The 16,466-nt window shown below is 68.5% G+C and carries 20 protein-coding genes; 4 read left to right on the forward strand and 16 right to left on the reverse strand.

Going from position 1 to position 16,466, the window contains the following annotated elements; genetic code table 11:
• Positions 1 to 4 precede the first annotated feature (4 nt).
• Complete coding sequence (locus WS54_RS13275; RefSeq protein WP_059780485.1) at positions 5 to 1,057, forward strand: RNA-guided endonuclease InsQ/TnpB family protein; 1,053 nt, start codon at positions 5 to 7, stop codon at positions 1,055 to 1,057.
• A 16-nt stretch (positions 1,058 to 1,073) separates the two neighbouring features.
• Here the strand turns inward: WS54_RS13275 and fliN are convergent, their stop codons facing one another.
• From fliN to WS54_RS13300, 5 genes are all read right to left on the reverse strand, one after another.
• A complete protein-coding gene (gene fliN / locus WS54_RS13280; RefSeq protein WP_034209688.1) occupies positions 1,074 to 1,562 on the reverse strand; it encodes a flagellar motor switch protein FliN in 489 nt (162 codons plus the stop codon).
• Complete coding sequence (gene fliM / locus WS54_RS13285; RefSeq protein WP_034209687.1) at positions 1,555 to 2,553, reverse strand: flagellar motor switch protein FliM; 999 nt, start codon at positions 2,551 to 2,553, stop codon at positions 1,555 to 1,557. The genes fliN and fliM overlap by 8 nt, the downstream gene beginning before the upstream one ends.
• A gap of 22 nt (positions 2,554 to 2,575) precedes the next feature.
• Positions 2,576 to 3,076, reverse strand: coding sequence for a flagellar basal body-associated protein FliL (fliL, locus tag WS54_RS13290; protein ID WP_179955215.1), 501 nt, complete (start codon positions 3,074 to 3,076; stop codon positions 2,576 to 2,578).
• 259 nt (positions 3,077 to 3,335) lie between these two features.
• Positions 3,336 to 4,058 carry an LrgB family protein gene (locus WS54_RS13295; protein ID WP_059780443.1) on the reverse strand — a complete coding sequence of 241 codons (723 nt, stop codon included), beginning with the start codon at positions 4,056 to 4,058 and terminating at the stop codon, positions 3,336 to 3,338.
• Between the two features lie 13 nt (positions 4,059 to 4,071).
• A complete protein-coding gene (locus tag WS54_RS13300) occupies positions 4,072 to 4,545 on the reverse strand; it encodes a CidA/LrgA family protein (RefSeq protein WP_059780484.1) in 474 nt (157 codons plus the stop codon).
• A 141-nt stretch (positions 4,546 to 4,686) separates the two neighbouring features.
• On the opposite strand from WS54_RS13300, the gene WS54_RS13305 reads away from it, so the two are divergent.
• The gene (locus tag WS54_RS13305) at positions 4,687 to 5,613 is read left to right on the forward strand and encodes a LysR family transcriptional regulator (protein ID WP_059780442.1); all 927 of its coding nucleotides are present in this window, start codon (positions 4,687 to 4,689) and stop codon (positions 5,611 to 5,613) included.
• Positions 5,614 to 5,635: 22 nt separating this feature from the next.
• On the opposite strand, the gene WS54_RS13310 is transcribed toward WS54_RS13305, so the two are convergent.
• From WS54_RS13310 to WS54_RS13325, 4 genes are all read right to left on the reverse strand, one after another.
• Positions 5,636 to 6,022 (reverse strand): type II toxin-antitoxin system VapC family toxin, encoded by a 387-nt coding sequence (locus WS54_RS13310; protein WP_059780441.1) that lies wholly within the window; start codon positions 6,020 to 6,022, stop codon positions 5,636 to 5,638.
• Positions 6,019 to 6,267: a type II toxin-antitoxin system Phd/YefM family antitoxin gene (locus WS54_RS13315; protein WP_034209681.1), complete on the reverse strand. Its 249-nt coding sequence runs from the start codon at positions 6,265 to 6,267 to the stop codon at positions 6,019 to 6,021. Before WS54_RS13315 ends, WS54_RS13310 begins: the two co-directional genes overlap by 4 nt.
• A gap of 105 nt (positions 6,268 to 6,372) precedes the next feature.
• The gene (locus WS54_RS13320) at positions 6,373 to 7,935 is read right to left on the reverse strand and encodes a DHA2 family efflux MFS transporter permease subunit (protein WP_059780440.1); all 1,563 of its coding nucleotides are present in this window, start codon (positions 7,933 to 7,935) and stop codon (positions 6,373 to 6,375) included.
• 177 nt (positions 7,936 to 8,112) lie between these two features.
• Complete coding sequence (locus WS54_RS13325) at positions 8,113 to 8,601, reverse strand: MarR family winged helix-turn-helix transcriptional regulator (protein ID WP_059780439.1); 489 nt, start codon at positions 8,599 to 8,601, stop codon at positions 8,113 to 8,115.
• 174 nt (positions 8,602 to 8,775) lie between these two features.
• On the opposite strand from WS54_RS13325, the gene WS54_RS13330 reads away from it, so the two are divergent.
• Together WS54_RS13330 and WS54_RS13335 are read left to right on the forward strand one after the other, a co-directional pair.
• Entirely contained in the window at positions 8,776 to 9,060 is a 285-nt protein-coding gene (locus tag WS54_RS13330) for a multidrug ABC transporter ATPase (protein ID WP_082725042.1), read from the forward strand.
• Positions 9,061 to 9,357: 297 nt separating this feature from the next.
• Positions 9,358 to 10,923 carry an efflux transporter outer membrane subunit gene (locus WS54_RS13335; protein WP_059780438.1) on the forward strand — a complete coding sequence of 522 codons (1,566 nt, stop codon included), beginning with the start codon at positions 9,358 to 9,360 and terminating at the stop codon, positions 10,921 to 10,923.
• A 25-nt stretch (positions 10,924 to 10,948) separates the two neighbouring features.
• Here WS54_RS13335 and WS54_RS13340 read toward each other — a convergent pair whose 3' ends face one another.
• Genes WS54_RS13340 through WS54_RS13370 form a run of 7 tightly spaced genes read right to left on the reverse strand, consistent with a single transcriptional unit; the run spans position 10,949 to position 16,441 of the window.
• Complete coding sequence (locus WS54_RS13340; protein ID WP_059780483.1) at positions 10,949 to 11,737, reverse strand: type II secretion system protein N; 789 nt, start codon at positions 11,735 to 11,737, stop codon at positions 10,949 to 10,951.
• A 36-nt stretch (positions 11,738 to 11,773) separates the two neighbouring features.
• The gene (gene gspM / locus WS54_RS13345) at positions 11,774 to 12,280 is read right to left on the reverse strand and encodes a type II secretion system protein GspM (protein WP_034209865.1); all 507 of its coding nucleotides are present in this window, start codon (positions 12,278 to 12,280) and stop codon (positions 11,774 to 11,776) included.
• Positions 12,277 to 13,653, reverse strand: a complete 1,377-nt coding sequence (gene gspL, locus WS54_RS13350; protein ID WP_059780437.1) for a type II secretion system protein GspL — start codon at positions 13,651 to 13,653, stop codon at positions 12,277 to 12,279. Before gspL ends, gspM begins: the two co-directional genes overlap by 4 nt.
• A gap of 26 nt (positions 13,654 to 13,679) precedes the next feature.
• Positions 13,680 to 14,789, reverse strand: a complete 1,110-nt coding sequence (gene gspK / locus WS54_RS13355; RefSeq protein WP_059780482.1) for a type II secretion system minor pseudopilin GspK — start codon at positions 14,787 to 14,789, stop codon at positions 13,680 to 13,682.
• A 2-nt stretch (positions 14,790 to 14,791) separates the two neighbouring features.
• The gene (locus tag WS54_RS13360; RefSeq protein ID WP_034209673.1) at positions 14,792 to 15,460 is read right to left on the reverse strand and encodes a PulJ/GspJ family protein; all 669 of its coding nucleotides are present in this window, start codon (positions 15,458 to 15,460) and stop codon (positions 14,792 to 14,794) included.
• Between the two features lie 7 nt (positions 15,461 to 15,467).
• Positions 15,468 to 15,869, reverse strand: coding sequence for a type II secretion system minor pseudopilin GspI (gspI, locus tag WS54_RS13365; protein ID WP_059780481.1), 402 nt, complete (start codon positions 15,867 to 15,869; stop codon positions 15,468 to 15,470).
• Positions 15,870 to 15,871: 2 nt separating this feature from the next.
• Positions 15,872 to 16,441, reverse strand: coding sequence for a GspH/FimT family pseudopilin (locus WS54_RS13370; RefSeq protein ID WP_059780436.1), 570 nt, complete (start codon positions 16,439 to 16,441; stop codon positions 15,872 to 15,874).
• Positions 16,442 to 16,466: the final 25 nt, after the last annotated feature.

Raw genomic sequence — 16,466 nt, forward strand, 5'->3', positions numbered from 1 at the left:
CTGCATGATCCTTGTCTACCGCTACCGGGTGAAGTCGCTCAACGGACTGCTCAACAAGCAGAGCCGTGCGGTGAACTACGTCTGGAACTTCTGCAACGATACGCAGAAGCACGCGCTGAAGTGGAACAAGAAGTGGCCGACCGGCTTCGACTTGAATGTGCTCACGACCGGCAGCAGCAAGGCGCTCGGTATCCACTCCGGCACGGTCAACGCAACGTGCGAGCAATACGCGAAGTCTCGCAGTCAGCACCGTCGGCCCTACCTGCGCTATCGCGGCAGGAAATCGCTGGGCTGGGTGCCGCTGAAGGGGCGTGACTTGAAGCGCGAGGGCGACGCGTTCCGTTTCGCCGGCAACACCTTCCGCGTGTTTAACAGCCGACCGCTTCCCGAAGGCAAGATCAGGGACGGGACCAACTTTGCGCAGGATGCACGCGGTAACTGGTTTCTCAACATCGTGATCGAGATGCCGGATGTTCCGGCCCGGCCTATCCGTTCCGGTGTGGGCATCGATCTCGGCCTGAAAGACTTCGCCACGCTTTCGACGGGCGAGAAGCTGCCCAATGACCAGTTCGGTCGACGAGCGGCGGAAAAGCTGGCGAAAGCGCAACGAGCAAGAAAGCACAAGCGACATATTGCGAAGCTGCACGCCAAGATCGCGAATGCCCGCGCCGATTTCCAGCATAAGCTCGCGCTCGATCTGGTGCGGCGGTTCGATTACATTGCGGTCGGCAACGTATCGGCCGCGAAACTCGCCAGAACCAGGATGGCGAAGAGCGTCTACGACGCATCCTGGTCGTCCTTCCGAAACAAGCTCCGTTACAAGGCGATGGCGCACGGAGCCACGCTCGAGGAAGTGAACGAAAGCGGTTCGACCCAGTCCTGCTCGGCGTGCGGTTCGAAAGACAGCACGACTCGGCCGAAAGGTATCGCGGGACTGCGAATGAGGGAGTGGGCCTGCGATGGCTGTGGTGTCTTCCATGATCGTGATACCAATGCCGCGTTGAACATTCTCCGATGCGGACGTGCATCGCCAGCTGTGGGAATCTTCCACCCTTAGGCGGTGGAGGAGGACGTCAACGATTGAGCTTCCGGATGCGCTCGGCCGGCGTGATGATGTCGGTCAGGCGGATGCCGAACTTGTCGTTGACGACCACGACCTCGCCCTGCGCGATCAGGCAGCCGTTCACGAGCACGTCCATCGGCTCGCCGGCCATGCCGTCGAGCTCGACGACCGAACCCTGCGCGAGCTGCAGCAGGTTGCGGATCGCGATCTTCGTGCGGCCGAGCTCCACGGTCATCTTGACCGGGATGTCGAGGATCATCTCGATGTCGTTGTGCGTCGAGTTCGCCGCGGCCTTCGACAGCGGCTGGAACACGCCGGCGCCCGTCGCCCCGGCCTGCACCGGCTGCTGGTTCTGCTCGGCGAGCGCGGCCGCCCAGTCGTCCATGCCCGGATCCTCGTCGGCCGCGGCCGGCGCCTGCGCGTCGGCGGCCGACGCCGCGAGGGCCGCATCGGCCATCGCCTGCATGTCGTCGTCGGGCGTCTGGTTCAGCTCACTCATATCCACCTTCCTTCATCGAATCGCTCGCGCCGATCATCTTCTGCACGCGCAACGCATATTGACCATTGAAAATTCCGTAGCCGCACTCCATCACCGGCACGCCGTCGACCTTCGCGGTGATCGTGTCCTCGATCTCCAGCGGCAGCACGTCGCCCGCGCGCAGGTTCAGGATCTTCTCGAACGTCGACGGGATCTCGGCCAGATTCGCGGTCAGCTCGACCTCGGCGGCCTGCACCTGCTGCGACAGCACGCGCACCCAGCGGCGGTCGACTTCGAGCGCCTCGCCCTGGATCGGCGAGCTGAGCACGTCGCGGATCGGCTCGATCATCGAGTACGGCATGCAGATGTGCAGCGTGCCGCCCGTCGGCCCGAATTCGATCGAGAACTGCGTGACGATCACGATCTCGTTCGGCGTCGCGACGTTCGCGAACTGCGTGTGCATTTCCGAGCGCACAAATTCGAACTGCAGCGGCCGCACGCTTTTCCATGCGGTCGTGTAGTGCTCGAACACGAGGTTCAGCAGCTTGCCGATGATCCGCTGCTCGGTGGCCGTGAAATCGCGGCCTTCGACGCGCGTGTGGAAGCGCCCGTCGCCGCCGAACAGGTTGTCGACGACGAAGAACACGAGGTTCGGGTCGAACACGAACAGCGACGTGCCGCGCAGCGGCTTCACGTGCACCAGGTTCAGGTTCGTCGGAATCGGCAGGTTGCGGGTGAATTCGCTGTACTTCTGCACCTTCACCTGGCTGACGGAGATTTCCGCCGTGCGCCGCATGAAGTTGAAGATGCCGATCCGCAACAGGCGCGCGAAGCGGTCGTTGATGATCTCGAGGCCGGGCATCCGGCCGCGGACGATGCGCTCCTGCGTCGCGATGTTGTAGGGGCGGACGCCCGACGTGTCGCGCTGCTCGTCGACCGCATCGGTTTCGCCCGTGACGCCCTTGAGGAGGGCATCGACCTCCTCCTGGGACATGAACTCCTGGTGACCCATACGCGCTCCTTTCGCGGCCGCGTTACTGGACGACGAACTCGGTGAACAGGACGTCGTCGACCTTCGCGCGCTGGTTGCCCGGCTGCGTCGGCTGCTCGATCAGGTCCCGCAGCTCGTTCGCGAGCGCACGTTTGCCGTCCGGCGTCGCGAGTTCCTCGGGATGCTTGTTCGACAGCGCGAGCAGGATCCGGCTGCGGATCTCCGGCATCCGCGCGGTCAGTTGCTCCTGCGCCTTCGGGTCGGTGAGCTTCAGCGACAGGCCGACGCGCAGGTAGTGCTGCGCGCCGTCGTCGGACTGCAGGTTCACGGTCAGCGGGTCGAGCGCGAAAAACGTCGGCGCGGCAAGCGGCGCCGGCTCGGCGGGCGCGCTCGCATGGCCGACGCCAGCCTTGCTCAGGAACACGTACATGCCGCCGGCGGCGGCGGCAGCCGCGCCCAGCGCGATGACGGCGATGAGCGCGATGCGCTTGAACTTGCCGGACGAAGCCGGCTTGTCGGCGGTCGGGGTTGCGGTCGTGGCCATGTGAATGCGTGCGTGATGTCTCGTAGCATGCATTGTTCGGCATCCGGGCCGACGCCGATGGGCGGAAAAGAGGGGGGAATTGCGGCTATCTCAGCCGATTGTCCCGACGGTCGGCCGGGTGTCGGCTCGACGCCGGACGGCAACGGCGGGGAAAACGAACGAGGGGGCGAGGGTGGAGCGCGGCGGGCCGGAACCGGGCCGGCGGAGGAAGCGAGCGGGCGCGACGGCGGGGCGGGCGGCTGCGCCCGCCCGTGCATCGTCAGATCGGCAGCAGCGTGAGCAGCGGCGCGATCAGCACCATCGCGACGCCCGCGATCATCATCGTCAGGCTCGACACGACGCCTTCCTCGCTGCCGATCTCGCGCGCCTTCGCGGTGCCCACGCCGTGGGCGGCCGCGCCGAACAGCGCGCCGCGTGCGAGCCGGGTGCGCATCGGCACGAGCGCCAGCACCAGTTCGCCGAGCAGCATCCCGCAGATGCCCGTCGCGATCACGAACAGGGCGGTGAGATCCTTCGGCGCGTGGATCTTGTCCGACACGGCGAGCGCGAAAGGCGTCGACACCGAACGTGTCATCAGCGAGCGCTGCAGTTCGGGCGACAGGTGCAGCAGCTTCGCGAGCAGCAGCGACCCGCATACGCCCGCGGTGATCCCGACCGCGACGCCGACCGACAGCGACAGCCAGTGGCGGCGGATCAGCTCGCGATACTCGTAGATCGGCACCGCGAATGCGATCGTCGCCGGGCCGAGCAGCCACATCAGCCAGCGCGTGTCGCGGAAATAGACCGAATACGGGATGCCGGTCAGCAGCACGAGCAGCACCAGCACGCCCGGCACGAATACGAGCGGCGAGAACAGCAGCGTCTTCTTGTACGCATAGAGCCGCTTCGACGCGAAATACAGCACGACCGTCAGCACGAAGCAGCCGACGGAGATCGCGGTATTCACGCGGTCGGCGGGCAGGTTCGACAGCGCGGCGAACATGGGCGGCTCCGGCTCAGTGAGCGATGGCGCTCAGGCGCGTACGGCGGCGCGCGGCGAATACGCGCTGCGCGGCGAGCCGGCGTTCGAGCTTCGCGGCGAGATCGACCGCCACGGCCACCGCGACCATCACGAACGCGGTGCCGGCAAGCATCACCAGCGCGATGCGCCAGCCGTCCTCGCGGAACAGCCCGCCGTACTGCACGGCCGCGACGGCGGCCGGCACGAAGAACAGCAGCATGTCGGACAGCAGCCAGTTCGCGCCGTCCTTCACCCACGCCGGCGCGACGCGACCCGAGAACAGCAGCACGAGCAGCACCGCGAGGCCGATCACACCGGACGGAATCGGCAGCCCGACCTTGCGCACGGCCCAGTCGACCGCCATCCACAGCACGCCGAGCGCGGTGGCCTGCAGCACGATCCGGCCCGTGTGCGCGAGGCTGCCCGACGCGGCAGGGCGGGCGGCGGCAGTGGCGGTCGGCTTGTTCATGACGGGCTCCATACGGATGTTTCTGTCGATGGCGTCAGTATAGGGTTTCCCCTAACCATAAATAAAATGACTTGTCTCTATCCTTATCATTCCAATTCGGAATTCGTTTTGATGTTGCCGCACCAATCTGGGGAGTGATCGATGGAATTGCGCGCGCTGCGATACTTCGTCGAGGTGGTTCGCCAGCAGAGCTTCACTGCGGCGGCCGACAAGCTGTTCGTCACGCAACCGACCATCAGCAAGATGGTGAAGGCGCTGGAAGACGAGATCGGTTCGCCGCTCCTGCTGCGCGACGGCCGGCAGATGGTGCTGACCGACGCCGGGCGGATCGTGTTCCAGCGCGGCCAGGACGTGCTCGCCGCGCAGGCGCAGCTGCAATCGGAGCTGAACGATCTCGGCACGCTCGGACGCGGCGAGCTGACCATCGGCATTCCGCCGCTCGGCGGTTCGCTGTTCACGCCGATCATCGCCGCATACAAGCAGCGCTATCCGAACATCGAGCTGAAGCTGTTCGAGCAAGGTGCGCGGATGATCGAGGCCGCGCTGACGTCGGGCGAGCTGGAACTCGGGGGGCTGCTCGAGCCCGTCGATCCGGGCACGTTCGAGCGGCTGCCGATGGTGCGCGCGCCGCTGTGGCTCGTCGCGCCGCGCGAGTCGCGCTGGGAGGAGCACGCGGCCGTGCCGCTCGCGGATCTCGCACGCGAATCGTTCGTGTTCTATGCGGAAAGCCTCGCGCTGCACGATGCGGTGCTCGATGCGTGCCGGCAGGCCGGCTTCACGCCGTCGATCGTGAGCCGCAGCGGCCACTGGGATTTCATGGCCGCGCTCGTGCATGCGGGCGTCGGCATCGCGCTGCTGCCCGAGCCGTATTGCCGGCGGCTCGACGCGGGTCAGTTCACGTGCCGGCCGATCGTCGAGCCGGAAATCACGTGGGCGATCGCGCTCGGCTGGCTGAAGAAAGGCTACCTGTCGCACGCGGCGCGGGCATGGCTCGACGTCGCGCGGGCGACGCTGCCGCTCGCGGCGGGCGACGATCTGGCGTTCGGGGGGTTGCGGGCGAGGGAGTGAGGGTCGCTCAGGCTCGGCGCGATCAGACGTGCCGAATCGGGCCCGGATACCGGGCCACCGTATGGTCGTGCGTGAGCAACGTGACGCCTTCCGAAATCGCCTGGGCGATCAGGACCCGATCGAACGGATCACGATGCACTGCCGGCAGTTGTTCCACGGCGAGAACGTGCTCGCTCGTGATCGGCAATTCGACGTAGCCGGCGTCGAGCAGATTGCGACGCAGCACGTGCGGATCGACTTGAAAATCATTGCGGTCGAGCCCGCGCTTGATCACGATCTCCCACAGACTTGCGACGCTGAACAACAGGATATGGGCGGGATCCTCGATGAGCGTGCGGGCTTGATCCGGCAATTCGGTCGCGTCCGCCGCCGCCCAAAGGATCAGGTGCGTATCGAGCAGCAGTTTCACGCGTCGCCCTCGAACAGCTTCCGGATGGCCTCGTCGCCCATCGTGTCGAAGTCGGGCGGCACGACGATCTGCCCCTTCATGAAGCCGATCCGCGCCGGCCGGGGCGCCTCGGGCGCATCGATCGGCACGACCTTGACGAGCGGCTTGCCGGCCTTCGCGATCACGAATGGTTCACCCGCGTGAACTGCCTCGTCAATCAGACGCGACAGGTTCGTCTTCGCGTCATGCATGTTGTAGGTCTGCATGGCATCCCTCAAATGAACTAAGTTTAGTCAATTTGTTAGCTTAGTTCACGGGGGACACGTCCGCAAGGTCCGCGGTCGCCCGATACAAAGCCGCCCGGCGTGTCCTCAATGCCCCATCGCCGGCCCCGCACCCTTCTTCGGCTTCGTGATCCACACGAGCGCCGCGAGCGCGATGAACACCACCGCCGACAGGTGGAAGAAGTCGTTGGTCGCCATCATGAAGCCCTGCTGCGTGACGAGCTGGTTGAGCTGCGCATTGGCCGTCTGGCCGACGATGCCGAGCTGCGCGAGCGCGCCCTGGTAGTCGGTCGTGTTCTGCGCGTAGACGCTCACCGATTCGGACAGCCGCGCATGATGGTAGATCGCGTCGTTCTCCCAGAACGTCGAGCTGGCCGCGGTGCCGATCGCGCCCGACAGCGTGCGCAGGAAGTTCGACAGCCCCGACGCGCTCGCGAGCCGTTCGTCGGAGATGCTCGACAGCGTGATCGTCGTCATCGGCACGAAGAAACACGCGACGCCGATGCCCTGCACGAGCCGCGGCAGGATCACGTGGTTGAACGGCACGTCGAGCGTGAACGTCGCGTTCCACATCGACACGCCCGCGAACACGATGAACGCGAAGCTCGCGACCATCCGCAGGTCGAGCCGGTGCATGTTGCGGCCGATCAGCGGCGACAGCACGAGCGCGAGCAGCCCGACCGGCGCGGTCGCGAGGCCGGCCTTGCCGGCCGTGTAGCCCATCACCGTCTGCAGCCACAGCGGAAAGATCACGACCGAGCCGAAGAACGCCATGAAGCCGAACGAGATGATCAGCGCGCCGAGCGCGAAGTTGCGGTCCTTGAAGAGCGACAGGTCGACCACCGGCTCCTTCTCGGTCGCCTCCCACACGAGCATGAACGCGAGCGACACGACCGCGATCAGCGCGAGCGCGACGATGAACGACGAGTTGAACCAGTCGCGGTCCTTGCCGAGGTCGAGCATCATCTGCAGGCACGACACGCCGATCACGAGCAGCGCGAGGCCGATCGCGTCGATCCGCTGCTTCGACGTCTTCGTTTCGCGGCCGCGCAGCAGGAAGTACGCGCAGGTCGCCGAGAACACGCCGATCGGCAGGTTGATGTAGAAGATCCACGGCCACGTGTAGTTATCGCTGATCCAGCCGCCCAGCAACGGGCCGAAGATCGGCGCGACGATCACCGTCATCGCCCACAGCCCGAGCGCAAGCCCGCGTTTCGCGGGCGGGTAGCTGCGCATCAGGATCGTCTGCGACAGCGGCACCATCGGCCCCGACACGAGGCCCTGCAGCAGCCGGAACGCGATCAGCGTCTCGAAGTTCGACGCGAGGCCGCACAGCGCCGACGCGATCGTGAACGCGAGCACCGACAGCGTGAACAGCCTCACTTCGCCGACCCGCCGCGCGAGCCAGCCGGTGAGCGGCACCGCGATCGCTGACGCGACCGAGTACGACGAAATCACCCACGTGCCCTCGCTCGTCGCGACGCCGAGGCTGCCCGAGATGGTCGGCACCGCGACGTTCGCGATCGACGTGTCGAGCACTTCCATGAAGGTGCCGAGCGCGAGCCCGACGGTCAGCAGCGCGAGCGCACCGCCGGTCAGCGGTGCCGGTTCGGCAGCGGGGGAGGGGGCGGATGCCGTGGTGGCGGACATCGGAATCTCCTAGACGCGGCGCGCGCGACGCGCCGGCACAACGCACGGACGCGCGACGCAGCGCGGCCCGGCCGGGTGGAATGAAAAAGGGGAAAGGTGGAGCGCGTGCCTCGTCATCTTCTGCCCAGACAGAGAAATAAGCGAATGTTTAACTGAGACATGAGGGCTCCACGCGCATCAGCAGTCGGCTTCGTCAGGCTTCGGGCAGCCGGTCGAACCGGGCCCGTTGGCGATGAAGCGCTGCAGCAGGCCGGTGAGCGTCGCGAGTTCGTCGGCCGAGAAGCCTTCGAGCTGCGCGTTGAGCACGGTCGCGACCAGCGACGGCAGCGCGCGGGCGGCTTCGACGCCGCGCTCGGTGAGCGTCAGCTCGATCATCCGGCGGTCCTGCTCGCTGCGCGTGCGTGCGATCAGCCCCTTGCGTTCGAGCCGGTCGAGCATGCGCGTCATCGACCCGCTGTCGTACGACATCTTGCGCGACAGTTCGAACGGCGTGCGTGCGTAGCCGCGCGACAGCAGCAGGATCACGCCGATCTGCTGCGCGGTAAGGTCGAACGGCTCGAGCGCACGATCCATCCGCTCGACGAGCGCCTGCTTCGCCTTCGACAGGTAATAGCCGAGGCTCGTTTCCAGCGCGATGTTCTCGGGATCGTAGAGGCCGCCGGTCATACGATTGCGCGCGCAGCAATAGTGCGTTTCGGGTTAAAACGCGCCCAGTATCTTGAAAAATGATTGCTTAGTCAATATTATTTGAGTCAACCAGTTACGACGTGCATGTTGCACTGCCGGAGACTATGTTCTGACCGATCAGCCCGCGCTGCCGGGCACCCGAGGATGTTCGCGATGCTGTTCCTGAAAAATGCCGCCGGCGCGTTGCGCCGCAATCTGACCGATACCGCTCATCATGTGTTTTCCGGGCCGCACCGCGGCTGGAAAATCGCGCTGTACGTGACGATGCTGGTCGTGCCTGGCGGCTCGCTCGCGGCGCTCGGGTTCGCATGGTTCGATCATCGTCGGCAGCGCAACGCGAAGGGCGGCGCGCGCCGCACGAGCCAGCCGGCCGCGACGGAGCCGTCGACATGGCGCGCCGCCGCCGAACCCGTCCCGGCGCCCGTGCGCTGCCACTGACGCCGCACCGCTTCCGCGCGCCACACTATCCCGGCCCGATTCCAGTCTGTCCGATCGCCCGCCGCGTCACGCGCGGCCGGCGTCGTATGCCCGTTCGCCCGCCTGCCGTCCCGCAAGCAAGCCGTAATGGCCGGTAACCCGGCCCGCCGCGCCGGTAACACATCCGGGCCGCCGCGCACCGTACCCTTAGGGCTGCGCAGCTTTCTCGCCGTCAGTTACCATTTGTCCGCCAGCGGCACGACGACCGCATCGCGCGGCGCCGCTCGCCGGCCGCCACGCCCAGACAGGAAAACCACCATGCCGTACGCCTCCCTCCCGCGCGCCGTTCGCCCGCTGAGCGCCGCCGTCGCCATTGCGACGGCCGTGCTGCTCGCCGGCTGCGCCGTCGGGCCCGACTATCACCGGCCCGACACGTCGATCCCCGCCGCCTTCAAGGAAGCGCCGGCCGGCTGGAAAGTCGCGCAGCCCGCCGATCGCGCCGACCGCGGCGCATGGTGGACGGTCTACAACGATCCGCAGCTCGATATGCTGATCGGCAAGCTCAACGCGTCGAACCAGACCATCGCGCAATCGGCGGCCGCCTACCGGCAGGCGCGCGCGCTCGTCACCGAGGCGCGCGCCGCGTATTTCCCGACCGTCGGGCTGAGCGCATCGGGCTCGCGCGCGCGGACGCCGCGCACGTCGCTGTCGTCGAGCTCGTCGTCGAATTTCGGCAGCGGATCGACGGGGTCGATCAACAACAGCTACAGCGTCGGCCTCGACGCCAGTTGGGAACCCGATCTGTGGGGCAAGGTGAGCCGCACCGTCAGCGCGCAGCGCGCCGGCGAAGCGGCCGCCGCGGCCGATCTCGCGAACGCGCGGCTGTCGCAGCAGGCGCTGCTCGCGCAGACCTATTTCCAGTTGCGCACGTCCGACGCGCTGCAAAAGCTGCTCGACGACACCGTGAAGTCGTACGAACGGTCGCTGCAGCTCACGCAGAACCAGTACGCGCAAGGCGTCGCCGCGCGCGCAGACGTGATCCAGGCGCAGACGCAGTTGCAGAGCGCGCAGGCCGCGCAGATCGACAACGGCGTGGCTCGCGCGCAGTACGAGCATGCGATCGCGACGTTGATCGGCGAACCGGCGTCGACCTTCTCGCTGCCGCCGGCCCCGCTCGCGGCCGAGCCGCCGATCACGCCGGTCGACGTGCCGTCGGCGATCCTCGAGCGCCGGCCCGACGTCGCGGCGGCCGAGCGCCGCGCGGCGGCCGCGAACGAGCAGATCGGCGTCGCGATCGCCGCGTTCTTCCCCACGCTGACGCTGTCGGCCAGCGGCGGCTTCCAGAGCTCGGTGTGGTCGCAGCTGTTCACGCTGCCGGCGCGCTTCTGGACGGTCGGCCCGCAGCTCGCGGCCACGCTGTTCGACGCGGGGCTGCGCGCCGCGCAGACGGACGCCGCGCGCGCGACCTACGACCAGGACGTTGCCGCCTATCGCCTCGCGGTGCTCACCGCGTTCCAGGACGTCGAGGACAACCTCGCGTCGCAGCGCATCCTCGCGCAGGAAATCGACGTGCAGCGGCAGGCCGTCGACAGCGCCGAGCACGCGCTCGCGATCGTCACGAACCAGTACAAGGCCGGCACGGTCGCGTACCTGAACGTGCTGACCGCGCAGACCACCGCGTTCACCGCGCAGCAAAAGCTCGCGACGATCGCCGGGCAGCGGATGGTGTCGTCGGTCGGGCTCGTGAAGGCGCTCGGCGGCGGCTGGAACGTAGCGGAGATGGCGCGCGAGAACGGCGACATGGCGGCGCCGGCGCCTTTGCCGGCGTCCGGTGCGCCCGCGGCCACCGCACCGTCGGCCGCCGCGCCGCTCGCGCAGAAGTAAGAAGGGAAGCGGCCGACGCGCGCGTTCAGCGCTGCGCGTCGCCGAAGATCAGCGACACCTGGTTGTTGCCGATCGGATGCCCGAGCAGGTTCAGCAACCCCGCGAGGTTCGCCTGCTGCTCGGGCGCCGCATGCGCGGTCCCGCGGAACGAGCCCTGGCCGGGGCCGAAGCTGCCGTGCCCGTCGAGGAACAGCGGGCCCTGCGTCGTCGACAGGTCGAGATCGGCACCCGCGCCCTTCGCCTGCAATACCGCCCGGTACGAACCGAGCGGCTTCACGCGCGACACGCGCGAACTCATCGAATCGATCGTCACCGTCAACTGGCCGAACGCGTTGGTGCCGATGAGCCGCCAGTCGCTCCAGCCGAGCCGCACGTCGCCCTGCAGGTCGAGCGTGTTGAACGGCGTGCCGAGCCCCGCGAGCAGCGACGCGGGCACGGCCATCGTGCCCGCCGACAGCACCGCGCCGCGCCACGTCGCATCGAGCGTGACCGCATCGGGCATCGCTTCCGTCTGCCGCATGCGCATCTGCACGCGCCCGGTCAGCAGCGGCCAGAACCGCGTGGTCCATTCGACCCGGCCCGGCAGCAGCGTCGCCGCGCTCTGATCGGCGCCCGGCGCGAGCATCAGCGTGCCCGAGCCGTGCCACAGCGACCCGTCCGGATCGACGAGATTCACGTGGCCGCCGGTCGCACGCGCGAACTGCGGCGCGATCCACGCAGCCGGCGCGAGCGCGACGAGCGTCACCGCCGTCGCCAGGCCGCCCGCCAGCACCCACGGCAATACGGCGACGAGCCGCCTTGCCCACGGCCGCATCGGCCGCCCTTCGTTTGCGTCATCCACTGCCGTCATCTACTTCTGGACGGAAGGTTGCATCACGGCCGTCAGGTCCACTTGGCCGTCTTCCTTCAGCGCCGTGGCGTGCGCTTCGCCGACCTGCACCTTGAACTGCCGGCGCGCATCGTCGAGCCACTGGGTCCATGCCGGGAACGACACGTTCTTCATCTGGATCTGCACGCCGTTGCCGACGATCTGCACCTGCGCGCCCTGCAACCCGTGATCGGACAGCGACGCGGTCAGCGCGTCCTTCAGCGCGAGGCCGGTCGGCGCGACGCCCTGCGCGGCGGCCGTCAGCGACTTCGCCTCGTTCGCCTGCGCGGTCATCTGCGCGAGTTCGCGACGCATCGTCGGCAATTCGCGCTGGATCCGCGCGCGGCCTTCCTGCGCGGGCGACCACAGCACCGAATACGCGATCGCGACCGCCAGCACGGCGCCGCCCCAGCCGAGCAGCGTCTTCTCGCGCGGCGAGCGCTCGCCCCAGAACTGGGTCAGCGTCTGGTTCAGTTGTTCGGTTTTCATGAGCGGCTCCGGATCGTCCATTTGCCCGTGTTGCTGTCGACTTCGCCGGACAGTCCGTTACGCGCGAGGCGCTGCGTGAAATCGGGATCGACCTTGACCTCCGGCTTGAAGCCGACGTCGAGCCGACGGTCGTGATAGTCGAGCGACGCGATGCCGTTCAGCGGCAGCGCGCCCATCGAGCGCGACAAGCCGCTCGACAGCGCGAGGAAATCGTTCGGCGACAGCTCGCCGGCCGCGAGGCGCAGCTGGTCGAGCTGACGCTGCATCTGCGCGGGCGGATCGAGCACGGTGGTCGTCTTCGGGAACGCGGACAGCAGCGTCTCGGTGATCTGCGCGGACAGCGCATCGCGCTCGCGCGACAGCTTCCACCAGTGCAGGTTCATCCCGATCACCGCGACGCCGAGCGTCGCCGCAGCGAGCGCGATCGGCACGCGCAGGCGCTTGAGCGTCGCGCGGTCGAAGCGCCACGGCTGCGATTCGAATTCGAACTGGCACAGATCGAATGGCTCGGTCAGCGCCCGGCGCGCGAACGTGTCGAACGACAGCGGCGCGGCGCCCGGCAGCAGCGGGCCGTCGGTGCGGCCAACCGATGCGAGCCGCGGCTCCGCGCCCGGTTCGCCGAGTTCGTACAGTTCGATGTCGCCGCCGCCGGCGAGCGCGGTCAGCGTGCCGGCCGCGCGCGACGCGGGCGCCGCGAAGCCTTCGCCGAGCGCGCCGCGCGCGACGGCCAGCTCGAGGCGCGGCGCACCGGCCGCCGCCGGCAACGCGCCGGCTTCGACGAGCACCGGTTCGACCGCCGTCGCGAGCCCGAGCACCGCGGCGACCGTCGTCGGGCGGGCGGGCAGCTCGGTCGAGGCCGCGACGAGCGGGGCGGCGTCGATGGCCTCGTCGTCGGCCGCCGGCACGACGGATGCCGCTTCGGCCGGCGCGCGCGGCGTCGGCAGGCAGCGGGTCGCGGGCACCGCGCTCAGGTGCCGGTGGCCGGCCGCGGTAAACGCGTCGCAGATCGTGCGGAACCACGCGCGATCGACGACGGCCAGCACGCGGCGCCCGTCCGGCAGCGCGGCCGGGTCGAGCGCGATGTGGCAGCCGAGCGGATCCTGGATCAGCTGATCCTCGACGATGTTGGGCAGCGCCTGGCGCAGCTTCGGCCCCTTCAGCGGCGGCACGGTCGCGGCCAGCAGCAGCACGTCGCGCGCGGCGACGATCAGCACCGTCGCGTTCGCCCGCGGCAGCAGCGCCAGCGCGGCGCGGCCGGCGCGCTGCACCTGGCCGCCCTTGTCGACGAGCATGAACGGCAGCTCGGGCCACTGCCATTCCTGCAACGGCACGGCAGGCTCGCGCGGCGGCAAAGAAACAATCAACGTGCTCACAAGAGCTCCTCTCCCGATTGGCGTCGTTATAGCTGGTCGCGGATACGCACGACCCGCGTCGAGTGCGTGGTCGGATCACGATACACGAGCGAGGTGCGGTCAACCTCCGCGCGTTCGTGCTGGATCCGGCCATGCACGATGAAATAGCTCGAATTGACGTCGACGAGGCTCGAGTCGATCGTCACGTTCGGCGGCGCGCCGGCGCCGCGCAGCGCGAGCTGCACGTCGCCGACGTTCCGGAAGAACACGGTCTCGCGGCGCGACACCAGCGCCTGCGCGGACGACACGCTCATCCCCGGCACCAGCGCCGCGATCACTTCGGCCGGCGCGGTGTTCATGTTCACGGGGGTCGTGGTCGGCAGCACGGTGACGAACGGGCGCAGCCGCGCGACCATCTCGGGCGTCACGCCGTCGACGTCGAGCAGGCTGTCCACGCGCGTCATCATCAGCGGCGCGGGCCCGCGGTCCCCGCCGGCCATGCCGGGATCGTCGGTGAAGCCGCTGCCCTGCATGTCGCCGCTCGTCACCGGTGCGGTCGCGGCGTTCGCGGCGGTCGCGCCGCCGCCGGGCAGGTTCGGCATCTGGAACCGCGTGGCCGAATGCAGCAGGCCCGCGCGCACCTGGAGCGCGATGCGCTTCGCGAACGCGCTGTCGTAGCCGAGCGTCGTCAGCAGGCGCTGAAATGCCTGCATCTGCGTGACGTTCAACTGCAGCACGCCGGGCGCCGGCGACGACACGAGGTTGCGCAGGTTGAACTTCGCCTGCGCGTCCTCGATCGAGCCGGAGATATAGGTGTCTTCGCCGCCGCCCTCGTTGGGCGAGCCGATCCGGCCGAGAAAATCCGACAGCTTCGTCTTCGCGATCGGCACGCCCCAGATCCCGCCGAGATAGGTGATGCCGGGCGCCGTGTCGCCTTCGGAGCGCAGGATCATCCGGGTCCAGTCGAGCGCGCCGCGCGCGACCCACTGCGCCTGCGCGATCGTGCGCTGGTTCTCGATGCGGCGGATCTGCACCTGCTGGCGCCACAGCATCCCCGACACGAGGATCGCCGACAGCGCGACCACGAGCAGCGCGGTGATGATCGCGGCGCCGCGCTGGCGGCGGGCGGGCGTTCGGCGGGCAAGGCGCGCACGCATCGTCATTCCCCGACGAGGAAGATGCGCGTGACCGGCACGCGCAGCGACGTCGCGCCGATGCTGACCTGCAGCCCGGTCACCGCGCGCGCGGGCGGTGCGTTGCCGATCTGCGGCACCTTGAGCGCGTCGTTGTTCTGTGCGAGCGCTTCGTCGGCCGTCTGCAGGTTGGTGGTCCAGCCCACGCGCGGCACGTACAGCTTCGCGTCGATCGCGCCGACGCCGCCCATCAGCGCGACCCAGCTCCAGCCTTCGACGCTGCTGTCCTTCAGCAGGGTGCGCAGCCGGTTCGTGTCGTCGATCGGCGGCGATGCATAGCGCACGACCCGGCCGCCGGCGATCCGGTAGCGGACCACCTGCAGCCGCGGCGCGACGCCCGGCACGTCGAGTTCGCGCACGATCTGCAGCGTATTGCCGGCGACGCCGATCGCCGGCTGGCCGGCCTCGTCGTCGGTGGCGGCGAGCCGCGCGTCGATGCGCATCTGGTCGAACATCTGCGCGAACACGCGCTCGTCTTCCATCGCGGACGCGACCTTGTCGCGGCCGCGCATGATCTGGTCGAGCCCGCGCCACGCGAGGATCGCGACCACCGCGAGAATCGCGATCGCGATCATCAGCTCGATCAGCGTGAAGCCGCGGGCAGGGCGGCCCGAGGGAGCGGACAGGCGGCGCATCGGCGCGTCAGAGCGGACGGCTGGTTTCATTCGCGACCACCGTCACCATCTGCGCGAGCACGCCGGCGCGGCCGGGCATGCTCACCGAAATCCGCACGCGCCGGAATACCGGGTTCGGCGTGGTGCTCACGCGCTGCGTGCAGACGAGCTGCACGTTGCCTTGCGAGCAGTCGAAACTCTGTTCGCCGACCTCCGGCCACGCATGCGTGAGCCGCAACTGCGCAAGCGCGTTGTCGGCGCTCCAGCCGGCGAGCAGCCGGCGATGCAGGTCGGACGCGTTGGTCGCCATCGTGCCGACCGCGCGGATCGACGCGGCGAGCGCGACCGCGATGATCGCGAGCGCGACCAGCACCTCGATCATCGTGAAGCCGCGGGATGAAGCAACGGGGAAGGGCAGGCGACGACGCATCGTCATTGCACCTCGTAGCGGCCGTTGCCGGTGCCGACGATCGTCGCGCTGCCGGCGGCCGAATGCAGCGTCACGCGCACCGGCGTGTCGATGCTCTCGGTGCCGAACACGACGCGATTCGCGTGCGTGTCCGAGCCCGGGTAATCGATGTCGGCGCCGGTGACGCCGCCGTCCCAGTCGCGCGGGCGCAGCAGGTCGTCGCGCAGCGTGCGCCAGCCGTCGGGCGAGCTCACGTCGAAACGGAAACCGTGCGCGGTCGGCTGCCATGCGATCGGCCGCGCGCGCACCTGCGCTTCGTCGCCGGCCGTCTCGAACAGCAGCGCGATGCGCTGCGCTTCCTCGCGCAGGTCGGTGCGCGGATTGCGCGTCAGCGACAGCGACGCGAGCGACACGAGCAGCCCCGCGATCACGAGCACGACCAGCATTTCGAGCAGCGTGAAGCCGCGCGCGCGACGCCGCGACGCACGGCGCTTCGTCAAGTCGCCATCGGCGCCGGCCGGTACGGACGGCACCGCCCCGCGACGCACACGGCGATCGCGGCCGCAGCGGGAGGTCGTGCGAATGGCGAGCATGAAGAGCGGGAATGAAACGTCGGGT

Source organism: Burkholderia sp. NRF60-BP8, assembly GCF_001522585.2.
Lineage (GTDB): Bacteria > Pseudomonadota > Gammaproteobacteria > Burkholderiales > Burkholderiaceae > Burkholderia.